This is a genomic window from Halomonas elongata DSM 2581 (genome assembly GCF_000196875.2).
GTDB lineage: Bacteria > Pseudomonadota > Gammaproteobacteria > Pseudomonadales > Halomonadaceae > Halomonas > Halomonas elongata.
In genome coordinates this window covers 1426592-1444922 of record NC_014532.2, presented here as the reverse complement: position 1 = coordinate 1444922, position 18331 = coordinate 1426592, and the positions used below count along the sequence as shown (strand labels likewise).

Annotated in this window: 18 protein-coding genes; 7 read left to right on the top strand and 11 right to left on the bottom strand. The window is 62.3% G+C overall.

The features are described from left to right. Positions 1-198: 198 nt before the first annotated feature. From HELO_RS06900 to HELO_RS06880, 5 genes are all read right to left on the bottom strand, one after another. Positions 199-516 (bottom strand): septal ring lytic transglycosylase RlpA family protein, encoded by a 318-nt coding sequence (locus tag HELO_RS06900; RefSeq protein WP_405514849.1) that lies wholly within the window; start codon positions 514-516, stop codon positions 199-201. 157 nt (positions 517-673) lie between these two features. Next, a complete protein-coding gene (gene cobA, locus HELO_RS06895) occupies positions 674-1543 on the bottom strand; it encodes a uroporphyrinogen-III C-methyltransferase (protein ID WP_013332019.1) in 870 nt (289 codons plus the stop codon). A 166-nt stretch (positions 1544-1709) separates the two neighbouring features. Further along, positions 1710-3170, bottom strand: coding sequence for a sodium-dependent transporter (locus tag HELO_RS06890; RefSeq protein ID WP_013332018.1), 1461 nt, complete (start codon positions 3168-3170; stop codon positions 1710-1712). 188 nt (positions 3171-3358) lie between these two features. Further along, positions 3359-4459 carry a 4-hydroxyphenylpyruvate dioxygenase gene (gene hppD / locus HELO_RS06885; RefSeq protein ID WP_013332017.1) on the bottom strand — a complete coding sequence of 367 codons (1101 nt, stop codon included), beginning with the start codon at positions 4457-4459 and terminating at the stop codon, positions 3359-3361. A gap of 242 nt (positions 4460-4701) precedes the next feature. Continuing rightward, entirely contained in the window at positions 4702-5010 is a 309-nt protein-coding gene (locus HELO_RS06880; RefSeq protein ID WP_013332016.1) for an MTH1187 family thiamine-binding protein, read from the bottom strand. 165 nt (positions 5011-5175) lie between these two features. On the opposite strand from HELO_RS06880, the gene cfa reads away from it, so the two are divergent. Genes cfa through HELO_RS06865 form a run of 3 tightly spaced genes read left to right on the top strand, consistent with a single transcriptional unit; the run spans position 5176 to position 6833 of the window. Beyond that, the gene (cfa, locus tag HELO_RS06875; RefSeq protein ID WP_013332015.1) at positions 5176-6327 is read left to right on the top strand and encodes a cyclopropane fatty acyl phospholipid synthase; all 1152 of its coding nucleotides are present in this window, start codon (positions 5176-5178) and stop codon (positions 6325-6327) included. Next, complete coding sequence (locus HELO_RS06870) at positions 6302-6580, top strand: class I SAM-dependent methyltransferase (protein ID WP_013332014.1); 279 nt, start codon at positions 6302-6304, stop codon at positions 6578-6580. The genes cfa and HELO_RS06870 overlap by 26 nt, the downstream gene beginning before the upstream one ends. A 25-nt stretch (positions 6581-6605) precedes the next feature. Then, positions 6606-6833: a class I SAM-dependent methyltransferase gene (locus tag HELO_RS06865; protein WP_041601979.1), complete on the top strand. Its 228-nt coding sequence runs from the start codon at positions 6606-6608 to the stop codon at positions 6831-6833. Positions 6834-6837: 4 nt separating this feature from the next. Here HELO_RS06865 and HELO_RS06860 read toward each other — a convergent pair whose 3' ends face one another. After that, a complete protein-coding gene (locus tag HELO_RS06860) occupies positions 6838-7452 on the bottom strand; it encodes a hypothetical protein (protein WP_013332012.1) in 615 nt (204 codons plus the stop codon). Next, complete coding sequence (locus tag HELO_RS06855; RefSeq protein WP_041601978.1) at positions 7449-9014, bottom strand: sigma-54-dependent transcriptional regulator; 1566 nt, start codon at positions 9012-9014, stop codon at positions 7449-7451. Before HELO_RS06855 ends, HELO_RS06860 begins: the two co-directional genes overlap by 4 nt. 285 nt (positions 9015-9299) lie before the next feature. On the opposite strand from HELO_RS06855, the gene phhA reads away from it, so the two are divergent. The 3 genes from phhA to HELO_RS06840 are packed head-to-tail and all read left to right on the top strand — an operon-like array spanning position 9300 to position 11705. Next, positions 9300-10130: a phenylalanine 4-monooxygenase gene (gene phhA / locus HELO_RS06850; protein WP_013332010.1), complete on the top strand. Its 831-nt coding sequence runs from the start codon at positions 9300-9302 to the stop codon at positions 10128-10130. A 48-nt stretch (positions 10131-10178) separates the two neighbouring features. Then, positions 10179-10517 carry a 4a-hydroxytetrahydrobiopterin dehydratase gene (locus HELO_RS06845; RefSeq protein ID WP_013332009.1) on the top strand — a complete coding sequence of 113 codons (339 nt, stop codon included), beginning with the start codon at positions 10179-10181 and terminating at the stop codon, positions 10515-10517. Then, positions 10518-11705: an amino acid aminotransferase gene (locus HELO_RS06840; RefSeq protein ID WP_013332008.1), complete on the top strand. Its 1188-nt coding sequence runs from the start codon at positions 10518-10520 to the stop codon at positions 11703-11705. It abuts the gene before it with no gap. Positions 11706-11812: 107 nt separating this feature from the next. On the opposite strand, the gene HELO_RS06835 is transcribed toward HELO_RS06840, so the two are convergent. The 3 genes from HELO_RS06835 to HELO_RS06825 form a co-directional block, all read right to left on the bottom strand. Next, the gene (locus HELO_RS06835; protein ID WP_013332007.1) at positions 11813-13072 is read right to left on the bottom strand and encodes a D-amino acid dehydrogenase; all 1260 of its coding nucleotides are present in this window, start codon (positions 13070-13072) and stop codon (positions 11813-11815) included. Between the two features lie 198 nt (positions 13073-13270). Next, the gene (locus tag HELO_RS06830) at positions 13271-14587 is read right to left on the bottom strand and encodes an MATE family efflux transporter (protein WP_041601977.1); all 1317 of its coding nucleotides are present in this window, start codon (positions 14585-14587) and stop codon (positions 13271-13273) included. 101 nt (positions 14588-14688) lie between these two features. Continuing rightward, positions 14689-16452, bottom strand: coding sequence for a putative bifunctional diguanylate cyclase/phosphodiesterase (locus HELO_RS06825; RefSeq protein WP_232519624.1), 1764 nt, complete (start codon positions 16450-16452; stop codon positions 14689-14691). A 350-nt stretch (positions 16453-16802) separates the two neighbouring features. On the opposite strand from HELO_RS06825, the gene HELO_RS06820 reads away from it, so the two are divergent. Next, the gene (locus HELO_RS06820; RefSeq protein ID WP_013332004.1) at positions 16803-17594 is read left to right on the top strand and encodes a 2OG-Fe dioxygenase family protein; all 792 of its coding nucleotides are present in this window, start codon (positions 16803-16805) and stop codon (positions 17592-17594) included. A gap of 143 nt (positions 17595-17737) precedes the next feature. Here HELO_RS06820 and HELO_RS06815 read toward each other — a convergent pair whose 3' ends face one another. After that, a complete protein-coding gene (locus tag HELO_RS06815) occupies positions 17738-18322 on the bottom strand; it encodes a YceI family protein (RefSeq protein WP_013332003.1) in 585 nt (194 codons plus the stop codon). Positions 18323-18331 lie beyond the last annotated feature (9 nt).

The window sequence follows — 18331 nt, the reverse complement described above, 5'->3', positions numbered from 1 at the left end:
TAGGAAGTAGGAAGTAGGAAGAAGCAGGGTTCGCCGGATCACGCGAAGCGTCAGGCTGCTGCCGGGAGTTTACAAGGAATCAATGGCATTCGAGCGGATCTTCAACACCGCATGACCGAGCATGGACACTTTTCGGATAGTGCCTAAGCTTTGTCTGAAAGGTCGGCGCACGCTGGCAGTTTCAGACAAAGCATAGGATCAGCGCACGTAACTTAGCTCCACCGGCGCCACGCCACGTCCCAGCATGCCGAGTTCCCGGGCGGCACTCTTGGACAGGTCGATGACGCGTCCATCGACATAGGGGCCACGGTCATTGATCATGACCTCGACCTGGCGGCCGTTGTCGCGTCGAGTCACCAGCACCTTGGTGCCGAAAGGCAGGGATTTGTGGGCTGCGGTCAACGCCTTCTGGTCGAAGGGCACGCCACTGGCGGTGGTGCGTCCCTGAAAACGGTCGCTGTAGTAGGACGCTACCCCTTTCTGAATCGGTGTCAGACCCGCCGATTCGCTGGCCATGCCATCACTCGCACAGCCGCTCAGTAGCACAAGCGCCATGGCCAGCACGCCATGTCGCAGTAAACGGCGCCACGCGCCATTCGTCTTGTCGGAAAACCCCATGTATCACCTCACGACAGCTTGTGCACCCATACCGATACCGGCCTCCCCACGGTAATCAGGTGCCTCGAGACGTGTCAGACGGCGTCGGGTGCTTTCCCTGCAACCAGCCAGCGGCCCCGGCTCGTGCGTTATCGAACCAATCCAGCGCGCCGTGCAACGTCACCACATCGCCGACGATGATCAGTGTCGGCGGTCGAATCTTATCCGCATCGTCCGCCGAAGGCAAATCGGCCAGGGTCCCCACATGCACCCTTTGTCGGCGTGTAGTGCCCTGCTCGATCAGCGCCAGCGGGGTATCGGGCGCCAGCCCATGGGCCTGCAGGCGCTCTCCGATGATCTCGAGACTGCCAAGCCCCATGTAGAACACCAGGGTCTGGCCCGGCTGAGCCAGGGTCGGCCAGTCCAGTTCACAGCTATCGTCGCGCAGGTGGCCGGTAACGAAACGCACCGACTGGGCATGATCGCGATGCGTCAGGGGAATGCCGGCGTAGGCGGCACATCCCGAAGCGGCCGTGATGCCGGGCACCACCTCGACCATGACGCCGGCAGCGACCAGGGCCTCGAGCTCTTCGCCACCACGGCCGAAGATGAAGGGATCCCCGCCCTTCAGCCGCACCACCCGCTTGCCGGTCCGCGCCCAGTCCACCAGCGCCTGATTGATCTCCGCCTGAGGCACGCTGTGCCTCGAGCGCTGCTTGCCGACGTACAGCCGCTGAGCATTCGGGTTGGCCAGTGCCAGAATCTCCTCGCTCACCAGGCGATCGTGCAGGATCACCTCCGCCGCCTGCAGGCGCCGCAGCGCCTTGATGGTCAACAATTCCGGATCCCCCGGTCCGGCGCCCACCAGACTGACCCGACCCGGTATCAACTCGGTGGCCGATGGCGGCAGGGCATCGTGCGACGGGGTTCGGGAGCTGGCACTCATATTCCACAATTCCTGGATTGAAAAATTCTATATGCAATAAAGTAATTAAAAAGTGCGACAATTACCACGAACGAGGCAACGCAAGCATATAACCAAATGATGGGGCCGAAATGACATCGCCCCCGCTTTGCGGGGGCGATGTACAGAGGTTGGCAATGCTCGATCGTCAGGGGCAGAAGGCACGCTTGAGTCCCGGACGGGCCAGCTCGCCGGCCAGGGTGACGACAGCCAGCACCAGCACCAGCCAGGGCCATTGCGCGGCGAAGTCGATCTCGAGCCAACCCAGGGCATCGACGAAGATCAGCAGGATAGCCAGTGGACTCACATAGCGCACCATGAACAGCCACAGCCCATGGGCCAGCGGTGACAGGCCGAGTTCCTCGCGAAGCGACTCGCTCTTGAGCACAAAGCCGGCGAGCAGCGCCATGCCCAGGCCACCCAGCGGCATCATCAAGCGCGACGTCAGGAAGTCCAGCCAGTCGAAGAAATGCTTACCGAGCAGCGTCCAGTCGGCACCGACGTTGAACGACAGCATCGCCAGCGTGCTGATCACCCAGAGCACGATGCCGGCACCCCAGGACGCCGCACGACGGCTGAGTCCCTTGTTGTCGGTGAGCCAGGAGACGGTGGCCTCGACCATGGAGATCGACGAGGTCAGCGCCGCCATGGACAGCATCACGAAGAACAGGATACCGAACAGGGTGCCCAGCGGCATCGCCTGGAACGCCAGCGGCAGGCTCATGAAGATCAGCCCGGGGCCGCTGCCCGGCTCCATGCCGTTGGCAAATATCACCGGGAAGATCGCCAGCCCCGCCATCAACGCCACCAGGGTGTCGGCCACCGCCACGGTCAGGGTGGTGCGACCGATGGAGGCGCCCCGCGGCAGGTAGCTGCCATAGGTCAGGATAGCGCCCGATGCGAGCGACAGGGTGAAGAAGGCGTGCCCCATGGCCGCCAGCATGCCCTCGCTGGTAAAGCTCGCGGCATTGAAGGCGAACAGGAAGTCCAGCGCCTCGACGAAGCCTCCCGAGAAGGCGCCATAGCCGATCATGATGACCAGCATGATGACCATGCCCGGCATCATCCAGCTGACGCTCTTCTCGATACCGGACTGGACCCCCTTGCCGACGATCACCATGGTGGTCACCGCCACCAGCGTGCTCCAGGCACCGAGACTCCAGGGGTTGGCGTTGTTGGCAGAGAAGATGGCAGCCATGTCGTCGACACTGGATCCAGCCAGGCCACCACTGATCATCTTCCACAGATAGGCGAAGGACCAGCCGGCCACCACCACGTAGAAGCACAGGATCATGAAACCACACAGCATCGCCATCCAGCCGAGCAGCGACCAGGCCGACGAGCGGCCCGATTCGTTGGCCATGCGACGAATGGCGTCGATAGGACTACCACGACCGCGGCGCCCGAGAGCGATTTCGGTCATCATCACCGGCACGCCCACCGACAGGATGCAGACCAGGTAGACGAGCACAAAGGCAGCACCTCCGTACTCACCGGTCATGTAGGGGAATTTCCAGACATTGCCCAGGCCGACCGCTGAGCCGGTAGCCGCCAGGACGAAGCCCCAGCGGCCGAGCCACTGGGTACGGGGTCGTTCAGTCTTTGTCATGTTACACCAGGATCACGGAACTCTTGTTTTACCCGTCACTGTTGTCGCCCATTACGCGACATGGCAGATTGCAGCGGCGATATTGTGACGGATTTTGTCGTGATTGGGCAGAGAGGCGACGTATTGTTGTTGCATGTGCCTCTAGCCCACCCCCGCCAGAGGGTGGCGGGGGCATCGCGGCTCACGGGTCAGTCGTCGTTGAGCACGCCACGGCGAATCTGGTCTTCCTCGATGGATTCGAACAACGCCTTGAAGTTGCCTTCGCCGAAACCGTCGTTGCCCTTGCGCTGGATGATCTCGAAGAAGATCGGGCCGATCACGGTCTCGGTGAAGATCTGCAGCAACACGCCCTGCTCGGGACCGCCATCCACCAGCAGATTCAGTTCACGCAGCTCCTCGAGATTCTCCTCATGATTGGGCACCCTGGCGTTGACCTTCTCGTAATAGGTGTCCGGCGTGGTCATGAAAGTGATGCCATTGGCCTTGAGCGCTCGCACCGTGGCATAGATGTCGTCGGTGGCCATGGCCAGGTGCTGAATGCCCTCGCCATTGTACTCGCGCAGGAATTCGGCGATCTGGGAAGTGTCGTCGGCGGATTCGTTGATCGGAATGTGCATCTTGCCGCAGGGCGCCGTCATCGCCCGGGAATGCAGGCCGGTCTTCTTGCCTTCGATATCGAAGTAACGGATCTCGCGGAAGTTGGCCAGGCGCGTGTAGAAATCCGCCCAGACATTCATCTGTCCCCGGTCGACATTGTGCGTCAGGTGGTCCAGCACCTGCAGGCCGGCGCTGTTGTCACTGGCACTCGTCCCCGGAATCGGCTCGAAATCGATGTCATAGATGGTGCGCCCTTCGCCATCCACCTGGTGATCGACGAAATACAGCAAGGAGCCACCGATGCCCTCGACGGCCGGAATCCCTACCTCGCCGGGACCCACCTGGGACTCAACGGCCTTGGCACCGGCCTCGACGGCATGCTCGAAGGCCAGTTTGGCATCGGCAACCCGCCAGGCCATGGCACAGGCCGAGGGTCCATGCTTGGCCGCGAATTCGGCGGCGTGGCTATCGGGTTCGGCATTCAGCACGAAATTGATGTTCTCCTGCTGAAAGAGACTCACCGCCTTGGAACGGTGGCGGCGCGTTTCGGTGAACCCCAGGGTCAGGAACAGGGAACGCAGGGCCTCGATGCCCTCCGCGGTGGGTGCGGTGTATTCGACGAATTCGAAGCCATCGGTCCCGATGGGATTGGTCTCGCTGATGGTGCGGGGCGTCTTGGCGGGAGCGTTCATTGCATCCTCCGATCTCGGTTGTGGTTGTGATACCGGGCGCTCGGCCCTGAGATGCATCCAGCCTAGTGCTCCCGCGACAGTGCCGGAACGCCTGAACCACCGGCATCGACCGGTCCCACACGCCCTTCCCCTCCCCTTGGTGTAAAGCCTGCGTGACGGGGCCCTCTGTGCCCCACTGCGCTCATCCCAGGCGTAACGAAATATTGACAGCGCGTCACGTCAAGCTGACACCCATGCCATCCTCACGGCTTGCCATCGAGCCGATCGGTCACGCTCGCGACTTTCTCGTCCATATGCTGCACACGATCCGTTCGCGTGCTAATCTTTATCGTCGTGGTGATACGCGGCGCCCCCATTTCATGGACGACCTCGTGACAGCGCTTGACCGCCGCCATGACATCGTCCCAGGGGCCTTCGACATTGGTACCGTACGCATGCATGCGATGCTCGAGACCTGCCTCACGGATGACCTCCTGGCAAGCCGCGACATGAGCGGATACCGAAACGCCGACCCCGATGGGCACCACACAGATATCGATGATCACATTCATCGGAACTCCCTCATATAGAATGTCAAAAGGGTTGATTACCAAGAACAATTGGGCTTGGTCTACGCTCAGTACTTATAACAGGGCTTCATTGGACCAGTACCCCATCCAGCACGCCAGCTCGTCACACTTTCTTCCCATGCGCGTCTGAAGGACCAGGAGGACTCCATGACCAGTGAACCGCATCTCGGCCCCGTAGCCCTGCCCGATACACGGGCCCGCCATACCGTAGAGAAACTGCTGGACGGCTCCGGCGTCACCCTGAATGGTAGCTCGCCTCAGGATATCCAGGTCTACCACCCTGATTTCTTCTCGCGAGTTCTGCGCCAGGGCACCCTGGGACTGGGAGAGTCCTACATGGATGGCTGGTGGGAGTGCAAACGCATCGATGAAATGGCCCACCTGATGCTGCGCCACGGGCTGGGCGAGCATGCCAAGTCGCGCTCGGAACGCTTGAAGTACCGCCTGCAATCGGGACTGGTGAACCTGCAGAGTCGCGCCAGGGCCTACATCGTCGGCGAGGCCCACTACGACCTCGGCAACGACCTCTTCCAGCGCATGCTCGACGAGACCATGTGTTATTCCTGCGGTTACTGGAAGAACGCGAACAATCTGCACGAGGCCCAGGTGGCCAAACTCGACCTGGCCTGCCGCAAGCTGGACCTGCGCCCCGGGATGCGCGTGCTGGATATCGGCTGTGGTTGGGGCAGCTTCGCCGAACACGCCGCGCGCCATTACGGCGTCGAAGTCACCGGCATCACCATCTCCCGCGAACAGGCCGAATTGGCCCGGCAGCGCTGCGAAGGACTGCCCGTCGAGATCCTGCTCGAGGACTACCGTGACCTGGAAGGAAGCTTCGATCGCATCGTTTCCATCGGCATGTTCGAACACGTCGGGCACCGCAACTACGCCACCTATTTCGACACCGTGCAACGCCTGCTGGCGAAAGATGGCCTCTTCGTGCTCCATACCATCGGCTCCAACACCTCGGACATCGGCGCCGATCCCTGGATTCACCGCTACATCTTTCCCAATGGCATCCTGCCGTCGATCAGGCACATCGCCGATGCCAGCGAAGGCAAGTTGCTGATGGAAGATTGGCAGAACTTCGGCGCCGACTACGATCGCACCCTGATGGCCTGGCTGGCGAATTTCGACGCCCATTGGCACGAGATCGCCGACCGCTACAACGAGCGGACTCGCCGAATGTTCCGCTATTACCTCTCGGTCTGCGCCGGCGCCTTCCGGGCCCGGGATCTGCAGCTCTGGCAGGTCGTCTATTCGCACCGCCGCGATGGCCGTTACGACGCGCCGCGCTGAGCGAAATGGAAACGCGAGATGGAGACTGGCCCTCTCACAACCCCGGGCCGACTATGACCGTACCCTGATGGCCTGGCTGGCGAATTTCGACGCTCATTGGCACGAGATCGCCGACCGCTACAACGAGCGGACTCGCCGGATGTTCCGCTATTACCTCTCGGTCTGCGCCGGCGCCTTCCGAGCCCGGGATCTGCAACTCTGGCAGGTCGTCTATTCACACCGCCGCGATGGCCGCTACGACGCGCCGCGCTGAGCAAGATGGAAACGCGAGATGGAGATTGGCCCTCTCACAACCCCGGGCCGACTATGACCGTACCCTGATGGCCTGGCTGGCGAATTTCGACGCTCATTGGCACGAGATCGCCGACCGCTACAACGAGCGGACGCGCCGAATGTTCCGCTATTACCTCTCGGTCTGCGCCGGCGCCTTCCGGGCCCGGGATCTGCAACTCTGGCAGGTCGTCTATTCACACCGCCGCGATGGCCGCTACGACGCGCCGCGCTGAGCCTTCATCGACGCGTGCGGCGACTCAGCCATCGCGTGACCAGATGAACGGGCAGATACAGCAGCAGGGGCCAGGCCAGCATCAGGCCGATCAGGTAGACGACGGGATCGAGCAGGTTCTGCGGCGCCCCGAAGGGCCCATGCACCCAGTTGACGTTGCGCCAGGGTTCGGTCAGCAGGAAAGCGGCCGGCACAGCCAGCCAGGTCAGTAAGGTCTGCCAGACCAGCGCCCGGGGCGCATAGCCCAGACGCGCCACACCGACGCCGGCGACCAGCGGCAGAATCAGATGGTAGAGCGACAATAGCCGCACGCCCAGAGGCGAGTTCACGTCGAACATGTACTCGGTGCCGCCGATGGGATGCCATCCGGATACCCAGGCGACGCCTGCATCCAGCGCCCAGAGACTGCCCACCAGGGCAGTGGCCAGCCATTGCATGGAGATGATCAGCCGGCTCTCGGCCCAAAGGCCCGCCAGCAGCAGGAAGTTGGCCAGATTGCACAACCAGAGATAATTCTGGATGCCGACCTGGGTGGCCACCGCCGGGGCCCAGAATAAAATCCACAGCGTGAAGGCCACCTTCAGCCACAGGGGCAGCCGCCCCCGCTGAACGACATTCATGCCTCGTCTCCCCCGCCGATGCCGTGACGCTTGAGCTTGTTGGCGATGGTGGTGTGCGAGACTCCCAGGCGCTTCGCCAGTTGCCGACTCGACGGATTCTGAGGATAAAGCGTGGTCAACACCCGGCGCTCGACCTCGCCGAGGATATCGGCCAGCGAGCCATCCAGGTCGATGCCGGCCAGGCCCGGCGCCTGCCCGACATCGGGAAGACGCAAGTGACCGGGCTCGATGGTCCCGCCCTCGCACAGCGAGACGGCCTGGAAGAGCACGTTCTCCAGTTGGCGCACATTGCCCGGCCAGTGATAGGCGCAGAGCCTGGCCACCGCAGCCGGCGACAGGCCCGGCAAGGGGCAGCCGATCTGCCGGGCGGCGCGGTCGATGAAATGTCCGGCCAGGGCCTCGATGCCATCCAGGCAATCGCGCAAGGGAGGAACCGTCAGCGTCAGCACATTGAGGCGGTGGTACAGATCCTGACGAAACCGTCCCTCGCCACACAGGCTGGGCAAGTCCTGCTGGGTGGCACAGATCACCCGCACGTCCAGATAGGTCTCCTCGTCGCTGCCGACCCGCCGGAAACCGCCGTCCTGCAAAAAGCGTAGCAGTTTGACCTGCATGCGCGGACTGGTCTCGCCCACCTCATCAAGGAAGATGGTGCCGCCGGCGGTCAGTTCCAGCAGACCGAGCTTGCCCTCCGGGCGTGCGCCCTCGAAGGCCCCCGGGGCATAACCGAACAGTTCGGTCTCGGCCATGGATTCCGGCAGGCCGGCGCAGTTCAGCGCCATGAACGGCGACTGCCCTCGTGCGCTGGCCAGGTGACAGGCCCGCGCCAGCAGCTCCTTGCCGGTACCGGTTTCGCCCTGGATCAACAATGGCGCATCCAGTGGCGCCATGCGCCGTGCCTCGCGGATCAAGGCCTCGAGCCGGGGGCTCGACTGAAACAACGACTCGAAGCCCCGCGACTCCTGACGCTGCACATGATAGATGCGCTCGCCGATGCGGTCGGCACGGTGCAGGGTCACCACGGCACCGGCCAGCGATGCCACATCCTCGAGGTTCTCGCGATGCAGCGGCGCTATATCGGCGAGGTAGGTGGCATCATGCAGGCGAATGCGTAGCCCGTTGACCCGGGCATTGTTGCGCCGGATCAGCGCCGGCAGGTCCAGGTCGGGCAAATAGCGATCCAACGACAGCCCCGGCACTTCATCGACACGCACACCGAGCAATTGGCCCGCGGCACGATTGGCGGCCACCAGGTGTCCCTCCATGTCGATGGACATCACGGGATCGGAGAGCGATGACAGCAACGCATCGAGTTCGAGATGGCGCCGCTCGCTGGGCATCAGGCTGACGCGACGCACCCCGAACACCCCCGGCACCCGTTCCAGTTCGGGCCTCAGGGTGGTGAGCTGGGCATTGAGCAGGTTGGGGACATGCAGATAGATAGCATTGCCATGCTCCCCGCCGACCTCACCATGGGCCACGTTGAGCCCATAGTCGGCGAAGTGGGCAACGATATCGCGCAGGATACCGATCCGGTTCTGGCAATGAAATCTCAAGCGCATGGAGGTCTCTTCGATGGAAAGGCGGGGGATACGACATTCGCCGTCAGGGCGACGTGACTCGACTGTCAAGATAACGTGACAGAACAGGCGCCACAACGCACGGTATCACCCGCAGACCGGCCATCATGGCCCAACCGACCGATCTTCGTAACGTTTTCCTTACACTTTCCGCCCTTCCGGCCCCTTCATCCGCGGCGCGCGGCACTGCCTTCTCCGTGTCGGGGCTCCTAGACTCGAAGACATTCCCCAGGATCACAACAATCTCAATCCGCTACGGGAGATCCCATGAAGGCACATGACGACCAGATCACCAGCAAGACCGGCTACCGGGTCCACATGCCGGACGACGATGGTTACATCGCCTGGTCGACGCGCGAGAACGCCACCTGGCAGACCCTCATGGAGCGGCAGCTCGCACTGGTGGAGGGGCGCGTATGCCGGGAATACCTGGATGGCCTCGAACGCCTGGCCTTACCACGGGACCGGGTCCCCCAGCTCGCCGACATCGACCGTGTCCTCAAGGATGCCACCGGCTGGGAAACCGCCCAGGTACCGGCACTGATCCCCTTCGACACCTTCTTCGAGCTGCTCGCCGCCCGGCGCTTTCCGGTGGCTACCTTCATCCGTTCCCCCGAGGAAATGGACTACCTCAAGGAACCCGACATCTTCCACGAGATCTTCGGCCACTGTCCGATGCTCACCAACCCGTCCTTCGCCGAGTTCACCGCCACCTATGGCCGACTGGGGCTGAATGCCACGCCGAAGGAGCGCGTCTACCTGGCACGCCTGTACTGGATGACCGTGGAGTTCGGGCTGGTCGACACCGCCGAGGGCCGGCGCATCTATGGCGGCGGGATCATCTCCTCGCCCAAGGAGACGTTGCACGCCCTGTCCGACACGCCGGTCCACGCGCCCTTCGATCCCATGGACGCCCTGCGCACCCCCTATCGCATCGACATTCTCCAGCCGCTCTACTATGTATTGGACAGCCTGGAGACACTGCATGAACTGTCGGAACGCGACATCATGGGCATGGTCCACGAGGCCATGGAACTGGGACTCTTCGAGCCGCGCTTTCCGCCCAAGCCGAAGCCGACCGAAGCCGCCAGTGCCTGACCGCGAGCGCGGCGACATTTTCCTGCAACGAACCCACGAGGAGCCGAAATGAGCGAGCTTTCCGAACAACAGTGCGAAGCCTGCAGCTGGGATGCGCCCCACGTCACCGACGACGAGATCGAGACCTACCGCCGTGAGGTTCCCGAGTGGCAGATCGTCGAGCGCGATGGCATCATGCAACTGGAGCGGAGCTATAAGTTCCGCAACTTCCGACAGGCCCTGGCGTTCACCAACAAGGTTGGTGAAATCGCCGAGCAGGCAGGGCACCACCCGGCGCTGCTGACCGAGTGGGGCAAGGTCACCGTGACCTGGTGGTCCCACGAGATGAAGGGCCTGCACAAGAACGATTTCATTCTTGCCGCCAGAACCGACGAGGTAGCGAAGTAAATGTTCGAGCAAATTGAGCGGGTCCCCGGGGATGCCATCCTCGGGCTCATCGAGGCCTTCAAGAAGGACATCAACCCCCAGAAGGTCGATCTCGGCGTCGGCGTCTATCGTGACGCCCAGGGCAACACGCCGGTAATGCGCGCGGTCAAGGCCGCCGAGGACCTGCTGCTCAAGAACGAGACCACCAAGACCTACATCGGTTCTCACGGCGATCCGCGCTACGGCCAGGCGGTGTTGCCCCTGGTGCTCGGCGAAGGCTCGCCGGTACTCGAGGCCGGCCGCGCCAGCGCCACCCAGTCACCCGGCGGTACCGGCGCCCTGCGCCTGGCGGCGGACTTCATTGCCACCCAGCTGCCGGGCAAGGACGTCTGGGTCAGCGACCCGACCTGGCCGAACCACCTGGGTATCTTCCCGGCCGCAGGCCTCACCCTGAAGAAGTATCCCTACGTGGATGCCGAGAACCGTCTCGACTTCGACGGCATGCTGGCCGCACTCAAGGAGATTCCCGAGGGTGACGTGGTGCTGCTGCACGCCTGCTGCCACAACCCCACCGGCTTCGACCTCTCCCGCGAGCAGTGGGGCCAGGTCCTCGAGGTGGTCAAGCAGCGCAAGCTGCTGCCGCTGGTCGACTTCGCCTATCAGGGCTTCGGCGAAGGGCTCGACGAAGACGCCTATGGCCCGCGCCTGCTGGCCGAGAACCTCGACGAGGTGATCATCACCAGCTCCTGCTCGAAGAACTTCGGCATCTACTGCGAGCGTACCGGCTGCCTGATCATGGTCGCCAAGAACAGCGAGCAGATGGAGAACGTGCGCTCTCAGGTCGCCATCGTGGCCCGCGAGAACTACTCCAACCCGCCGGCCCACGGCGGTGCCATCGTCGCCGAGATCCTCCATTCGGCCGAGCTTTCCGCCATCTGGCGCGAGGAGCTCACCGAAATGCGCGACCGCATCAACACCCTGCGCCGCGACTTCGTCGAGGCCTTGAAGCCCTACGGCCTGGACCAGAAGTATGCCTGCGTCGCCGAGCAGCGCGGCATGTTCTCCTACACCGGCCTGACGCCGGAACAGGTGGATCGCCTGCGCGACGAGTTCGGTATCTACATGGTCCGCTCCGGCCGCGCCAACGTCGCCGGTTTCTCCCAGGAGAACCTGCCCTACCTGGCCAAGGCGATCGCCGCCGTCAACTGAGTCCACCGGGGCATTCCCCGGTCCGCCCGGCGACACTGCCGGGCGCGACGCGAAAGGCCTCGTCGGCACGAACCGACGAGGCCTTTTTCATGCTCCGGCAAGGCGTCTCAAGCCGCGTAACGCGACACATCCAGCCCGGCGGGATCGATGGCGGTATCACGCCCGTCGATCAGGTCGGCCAGCAACTGGGCACTACCACAGCTCATGGTCCACCCCAGGGTACCGTGACCGGTGTTCAGCCACAGGTTGTCATGCCGGGTCGCCCCGATGATCGGCGTGGAATCCGGCGTCATCGGCCGCAACCCCGCCCAGAATTCCGCCTTGGCCACATCCCCGCCTTCGGGGAAGACATCGCGCACCACCATGCCGATGGTCGCACGGCGTTTCTCCAGCAGGCTCAGGTCATAGGAGGCCAGCTCTGCGGTGCCGCCGACGCGAATGCGGTCATCGAAGCGCGAAATCGCCACCTTGAAGGTCTCGTCCATCACCGTGGACTGCGGCGCGCCGCCATCGTCGACGACCGGCACGGTCAGGCTGTAGCCCTTGACGGGATAGATCGGCAGGCGGATATCGAGATCCTTGACCAGGAAAGGCGAATAGCTGCCCAGACAGACGACATAGGCATCGGCGGTCAACTCGCCGGCACTGGTGACCACGCTCTCGATGCCGCTTCCGCCGCGCTTGAGACGCTGGATCTCGACATTGAAGCGGAACGACACGCCCAGTTGCTCACGGCAGTAATCGGCCAGCCGATTGGTGAAGAGATGGCAGTCGCCGGTCTGGTCATCGGGCAGATGCAGGCCGCCGACGAACTTGCCGGGAACCCGGGCCAGTGCCGGTTCCACGGACTTGATCGCTTCGGCGTCGAGCAGATCGTGGCGCACACCGCACTGCTCGAGTACCTGCATGTCCTTGGCCACCGCCTCGACCTGGCTCTCGTGACGAAAGAGCTGCAGCAAGCCCTTCTGACGATCCTCATAGCGGATCCCTGTATCGGCGCGCAGAGCATCGATGCAGGCTCGACTATGTTCGGCGATGCGCACCATGCGCTCCTTGTTCACCGCATACCGCTCGGCATTGCAATTGCCGAACATGCGCAGCATGAAGCGCGCCATGGTCGGGTCCATTCTGGGCTGGATCTTGAGCGGCGCATGTTCCTGGAACATCCACTTCACGGCCTTTTGCGGAATGCCCGGCGCTGCCCAGGGCGAGGAAAAGCCGAAGGACACCTGGCCGGCGTTGCCATAACTGGTCTCCATGGCCGGCGATGGCTGACGGTCCACCACCGTCACTTCATGGCCCTGGCGCGCGAGGTAGTAGGCGCTGGTCACTCCCACGACGCCACTGCCCAGAATCAATATCTTCATGCTCTCCCCCTTCCTCTTGTGCTTGTTGCCATGGACGAGAAACGACCGCGGCGATCCGGTGTCTCGAGGGAGCAGTATAAAGACGAAAAGCAGTCTATTATTCTGTTTTCAATACAAAAACTGGACTATAAAATCAAATTATACTTAAAAAATAATACTATATTCTATACAAATAGCCATTTTTGGTTGAAACGACTATCAAAAGCTCGCCATGCGGCGCCGTGGACTGGAGAGCACCCGACGCAACAGTCCCCAGGCAGCCAGCCCTGCCAGCAGGTTACCCACGGCCGCGCCGATCGCCAGCCCCGTCAAACCGCCCAACACGCTGCCTATCCACAGACAAGGCAGATAGAACACGAACAGCCGTGCCGCAGACATCAGCATGGCCCGCAGCGGCCAGCCGAGCGCATTGCCGGCAGATACCACCAGCATGCAGACCCCCAGGGCGGCATAGCTCGGCAGCATGAAACGCACCAGCACGGCCAGATCGCCATGCACCTCAGGGTTACCCGACAAGGCCTGAGCCACCCAGGGCGAAGCCGCTGCCAGAACCAGGCCCAGGGCCAGTTGCCAGATCACCACGACGCGCAGTGCCAGCCTCAACAACTGATGCACCTGAGCCCAGTCACCGGCACCGTAACAGCGCCCCAGCCAGGGCGGGAGCGACATCGTCATGGCCAGTACCACCATCAGCGACACCGTCTCCAGGCGATTGGCCAGCCCCCAGGCCGCTACCTGGGCCTCGCCCAGGCTCGCCACCACCGAAATGGCCAGCATTGCCGCCAGGGGTGGCATCAACTGGCTGACCATGGCCGGCCCCGCGATACCCGCGAAGGGGCGTGACGAAAGACGCATCTCGTCCATGAGTCCCCGGCTCGAGAGCCATTCCTTACCCATCAGTTGCCAGCCCAGTATCACCAGCCCCAGGGCAAACGCCAGCGCCGTGGCGATGGCGGCACCGGGCAACCCCAGGCCGGGCCAGGAACCGACACCGAAGATCAGCAAGGGGTCGAGCGCCAGATTGGCGAAGCTCGTGGTGACCATCAGTACGCCCGGCAAACGCGTGTTGCCATGTGCCCGAAACAGGCTGTAACCGAAATACAGGCAGGCTCCCAACCAGGCAGAGATCAGTTGGGGATTCCAATAGGAACGAATCAGTACCAAAGATTCGGGCTTCGCACCCAGGCTCAGGAAAACGGGGGCCTGGATCCACCACAAGAGCAGTGCCAACAGCGCAATGACGCCAGCGCCACTGAGCAGCACCAGGCTACCCAGGCGTCTTGCCCTGTCCTGCTCGCCCGCCCCCAGGGCACGCGAAATCAAGGCAGCAATGGCGATCCCCATTCCCACCTGGACACCGATGATCAAGAAGCTCAGAGGAAAGGTGAAGGACTGCGCGGCCAGCGGGGCCGTACCCAGTCGCGCAATGAAGGCACTGTCGACCAGTTGGAAACCGAGAAGCGACAGCACGCCAATGGCCATCGGCCAGGTCTGGCGCCACAGCGTCAGGCCCATCGACGGCCGGGAGGCAGTATCAGTATGACTCACAGTGACTCCGGGCAATGCATGGAAACGGCCCATTCTACGTCATCTTGCAAGGCAACCGTGGGTCGAGCTCATGACGGCGATGCCGACCACCCCGCCGTATCGCTGAGAAGCACCTGGATATCGGGCGCCGGCATGGGATGGTAGAAGAAATAGCCCTGGGCCAGATCGCAATGCATCTCACGGATCAGGTCGAGCTGCTCCGCGCTCTCGACGCCTTCGGCCACGACCTCGAGTCCCAGACGATGACCGATGAAGATGGCCCCTTCCATGATGGCGCGGTCCTCGGGCTGCCTGGCGGCATCGCGCATGAAGGTCCGATCGACCTTGAGGGCCGTGACGGGAAAGTGCTTGAGATAACTCAGCGACGAGTAGCCGGTACCGAAGTCGTCGATGGCAATACGTACGCCACGATGGTAAAGACGTCGCAGATCCTCCAGCACCTGGGGCTCGGCCTCGATGAGCACATTCTCGGTCAGCTCGATACCGACATCCCGAGGCGTCAGGCCATGCCGCGCCAGGCACGCCTCGAAGCGAGCCAGGGTGTCCGACCGCAACATCTGTCGTCCCGAAAGATTGATATCGACACGCGACTCCGTGAAACCGGCCCGGCGCCATGCCGCCTGCTGCCGGCAGGCTTCTTCCATGACCCAATCTCCCAGCCGATGGATCAACCCCGATCTCTCCGCCAGCGGGATGAACTCCCCTGGAGAGACGAAAGCAGACGAATCGCGCGGTTGCCAGCGCAGCAGGGCCTCGAGGTTCTCGATACGACCGCTGGCCACGGAGACCTGCGGCTGGTAATGCAGGCTCAGTTCCCGATGCTCGATGGCTCGCTCGAGCTGCTCGACCATGCGCTGTTCCCGGATCAACTCATCGTGATGGTGCTGCTGAAAGAACTGCAATCCCCCCGGACCATCCAGCTTGGCCCGGTTCTTGGCCACATCGGCGTTGCGAATCAGTTCCCGGGCGCTCAGACCGTTCTCGGGAAACAGGCTGACACCAAGCGCCGCGGAGATCCGACGTTCACCGTTCGCCACCGCGAATGGGCGCCGCAGGGCCTGCTGCACCTTGCCGATGAGACGATGGACATCTTCACGCTGGTTCACCCCCGGAAAGGCCAGCACGAACTCATCGGTCGAGACACGGGATATCAGATCGGTCAGACGCTGTTCCTGTCCCAGCCGCCGGGCCAGCTCGACCAGCAAGCGATCCCCCTGCTCATAGCCCAGGGCGTCATTGATTTCGGAAAAACGATCGACATCGAGATAGATCAATGCCAGGCCGGCATGCCGACGCAGGCAGCTTTCCAGCGCTCCTTCCAGCTCGGTTTCGAAAGCATTCCGGTTGGGCAGATGGGTCAGGGTATCGAAATGCGTGACGAAGGCCAGGTCGCGATGCGCGCGCTTCTGGTCGGACAAGTCGACATCGACGCAAAACATCAAGGGAGAATCGGTATGTTCGCCGAGCATCACATGGTGGGAAAACACCGGCACCCTTTCACCGCTGTGATGCTCGAGCTCGATTTCCTCGGCCGGAATCTCCTTGCCTTCTTCAACCCAGGCGCGATGCGCCTCGATCATCCCCTCACGCATCTCATCGGGGATGATCAGATCCTCGAGCAGCCGGCCGCTCGCCTCATCGGCGGTATAGCCATAAAGCGTCGTACTGGCTTCATTCCAGTAGATGACGCGGCGATCACGATCATAGCCTTGTACCGCAACCTTGGGGAGACTCTCGAGCAATGCCCGGAAGCGCTGCTCGCTTTCCTGGTACTGACGCCTGACGCGCTCCACGTCGTTCGGTGACGTCGAGCGCAACCGATCCCGCGGCACACGTCCTCGAGCTCTCACCCCTATACGACCCAACCACCGTCGTAGACGCGAAACGCGACCGACCATGCTCACCCTCATTGCCATGAGACGACGCCAAATCTAAGTCAGGAAACTCTCATACAGCGCCCACGGCAGAGCATGATGCAAACTGTTATCAATGTCACGCAAGTTCAACTTTTCCCCCAATGAATGATTTTAGCATTAAAAATCAATAATTTACTTAAAACACCAATATCCAAACCGTTCATTTTTTGACAATTACTTACATTTCTTCTCCTTTCTTTACTGTTGCCCGGAATCCTCCGGCAACGACTCGGGCAATTCCCGCCCTAAGGAAAAGGAGTTATTCCATGAAACTCGATACGCTCAAGTACGGTTTCGATACTACCACCATGCCGTCGAATCCCCTCGACGACTACTGGCCCCCCGGCGTGACTACCCAGTTGGCGCAACAGGATTGGGCAATGACCCATCTGCGGAATCGTCTCGACCTGGCCGCCTGGCAGGCCTTCACTATGGATCTGCCGAGGGATCCCTACGTCGATCGACGCTGGAAGCGCATGTCATGGCTGGCTCTCGACCAGACCGGCGATGTCCGGGACATGGGACATTGCCCCATGGCACAAGGCGGCGCCTTCAACGACGCCGAGAGCATGGCCGACCGTCTGCGCTACTATGCGCCCTTGACCAACGCATTCCAGCAGCGTCCCGACGTCAAGGCCTTCGTGCGCGCCTGGGCCAGGCTCTGGAACATTCAGGCCAACGAACCGATCCTGATGCAGATTACCGGCGTCAGGGGCGAAGGCCGGATCGATCCACTCCAGGGACAGGGCATCCACGCCGACGGCTGCAAGGCATTGAGCATCATGGTGGTCAGTCGCCGCAATGTGACCGGAGCCGGCAACCATCTCTATGTCGACAAGGCCGGTACCCGACCGGTGGCCGAGGTGACGCTCGATCCGGGCGACATTCTGCATCTACGCGACGATCAGCTTTATCACAGCGTGGACGCTATCACGCAACAGGATGCTGGCCGGCCCTTCGAACGGTTCATCATCATCATCAACAGCCGGTTCGTGGACCCCTTCCAGAACCGTATCCTGCGGCGCCATTTCCCCGACGCCGTACTCAACGAGGCGTGATGAACCTCGCTACCCGGATGGCGGCCCGCGCCGCCATCCCCTGAAACGCGACACCCCCGGCGAATGCCGGGGGTGTCGTTCACTGCAACGCCTTATCGATCCCCAGGCGTCCCTTCTTCGCCTCGGCATCGATGGCAATCACGTCACTGGCGAATGCCCTCGAAGGTCACGTAGAGCTCGAGTTCGTGCATCGGCTCGGGGAAGCTCGACATGTCGATGCCATAATCGGCAAGCGTCAGGGTAGTGCTGCCCTCGAAGCCGGCACGATAGTTGCCCCAGGGGTCCTCACCCTCGCCGAGCAGGGTAACCGGCATCTCGATCTCGTTGGTTTCGCCGTGCAGGGTCAAGTCCCCGGTCAGCACGCCCTCGTTCTCGCCGGTGGACTCGAAACCGGTGGATGTGAAGGTGGCCGTGGGATACTCGCTCGCATCGAGGAAGTCATCGCTCTTGATGTGCTTGTCGCGTTCGGCGTGGTTGGTGGTCAGGCTGCTGACATCCACCTCGACGCTCGCCGAGGACGCATCGGGGTTCTCCGGGTCATAGCTGAAGCCCCCGGTGAACTCCTCGAAGGAACCGAGGATGTAGGAAAAGCCAAGGTGGCTGATCTTGAACTGGACGAAGGCATGCTGGCCCTCGGTGTCGATGACGTAATTGGCGGCCTGAGCCTGGGACAGGGGCACCAGTGCGGCAGCAGCCAGGGCGGCAGTCAGTGCGGTCTTCTTGTACATCGTGTCGCT

What these genes read in the sequence shown, in the direction of transcription:
- HELO_RS06900 (WP_405514849.1), bottom strand. Translation starts at nt 516, where the DNA reads ATGGCCAGCGAATCGGCGGGTCTGACACCGATTCAGAAAGGGGTAGCG.
- cobA (WP_013332019.1), bottom strand. Translation starts at nt 1,543, where the DNA reads ATGAGTGCCAGCTCCCGAACCCCGTCGCACGATGCCCTGCCGCCATCG.
- HELO_RS06890 (WP_013332018.1), bottom strand. Translation starts at nt 3,170, where the DNA reads ATGACAAAGACTGAACGACCCCGTACCCAGTGGCTCGGCCGCTGGGGC.
- hppD (WP_013332017.1), bottom strand. Translation starts at nt 4,459, where the DNA reads ATGAACGCTCCCGCCAAGACGCCCCGCACCATCAGCGAGACCAATCCC.
- HELO_RS06880 (WP_013332016.1), bottom strand. Translation starts at nt 5,010, where the DNA reads ATGAATGTGATCATCGATATCTGTGTGGTGCCCATCGGGGTCGGCGTT.
- cfa (WP_013332015.1), top strand. Translation starts at nt 5,176, where the DNA reads ATGACCAGTGAACCGCATCTCGGCCCCGTAGCCCTGCCCGATACACGG.
- HELO_RS06870 (WP_013332014.1), top strand. Translation starts at nt 6,302, where the DNA reads ATGGCCGTTACGACGCGCCGCGCTGAGCGAAATGGAAACGCGAGATGG.
- HELO_RS06860 (WP_013332012.1), bottom strand. Translation starts at nt 7,452, where the DNA reads ATGAATGTCGTTCAGCGGGGGCGGCTGCCCCTGTGGCTGAAGGTGGCC.
- HELO_RS06855 (WP_041601978.1), bottom strand. Translation starts at nt 9,014, where the DNA reads ATGCGCTTGAGATTTCATTGCCAGAACCGGATCGGTATCCTGCGCGAT.
- phhA (WP_013332010.1), top strand. Translation starts at nt 9,300, where the DNA reads ATGAAGGCACATGACGACCAGATCACCAGCAAGACCGGCTACCGGGTC.
- HELO_RS06845 (WP_013332009.1), top strand. Translation starts at nt 10,179, where the DNA reads ATGAGCGAGCTTTCCGAACAACAGTGCGAAGCCTGCAGCTGGGATGCG.
- HELO_RS06840 (WP_013332008.1), top strand. Translation starts at nt 10,518, where the DNA reads ATGTTCGAGCAAATTGAGCGGGTCCCCGGGGATGCCATCCTCGGGCTC.
- HELO_RS06835 (WP_013332007.1), bottom strand. Translation starts at nt 13,072, where the DNA reads ATGAAGATATTGATTCTGGGCAGTGGCGTCGTGGGAGTGACCAGCGCC.
- HELO_RS06830 (WP_041601977.1), bottom strand. Translation starts at nt 14,587, where the DNA reads ATGGGCCTGACGCTGTGGCGCCAGACCTGGCCGATGGCCATTGGCGTG.
- HELO_RS06820 (WP_013332004.1), top strand. Translation starts at nt 16,803, where the DNA reads ATGAAACTCGATACGCTCAAGTACGGTTTCGATACTACCACCATGCCG.
- HELO_RS06815 (WP_013332003.1), bottom strand. Translation starts at nt 18,322, where the DNA reads ATGTACAAGAAGACCGCACTGACTGCCGCCCTGGCTGCTGCCGCACTG.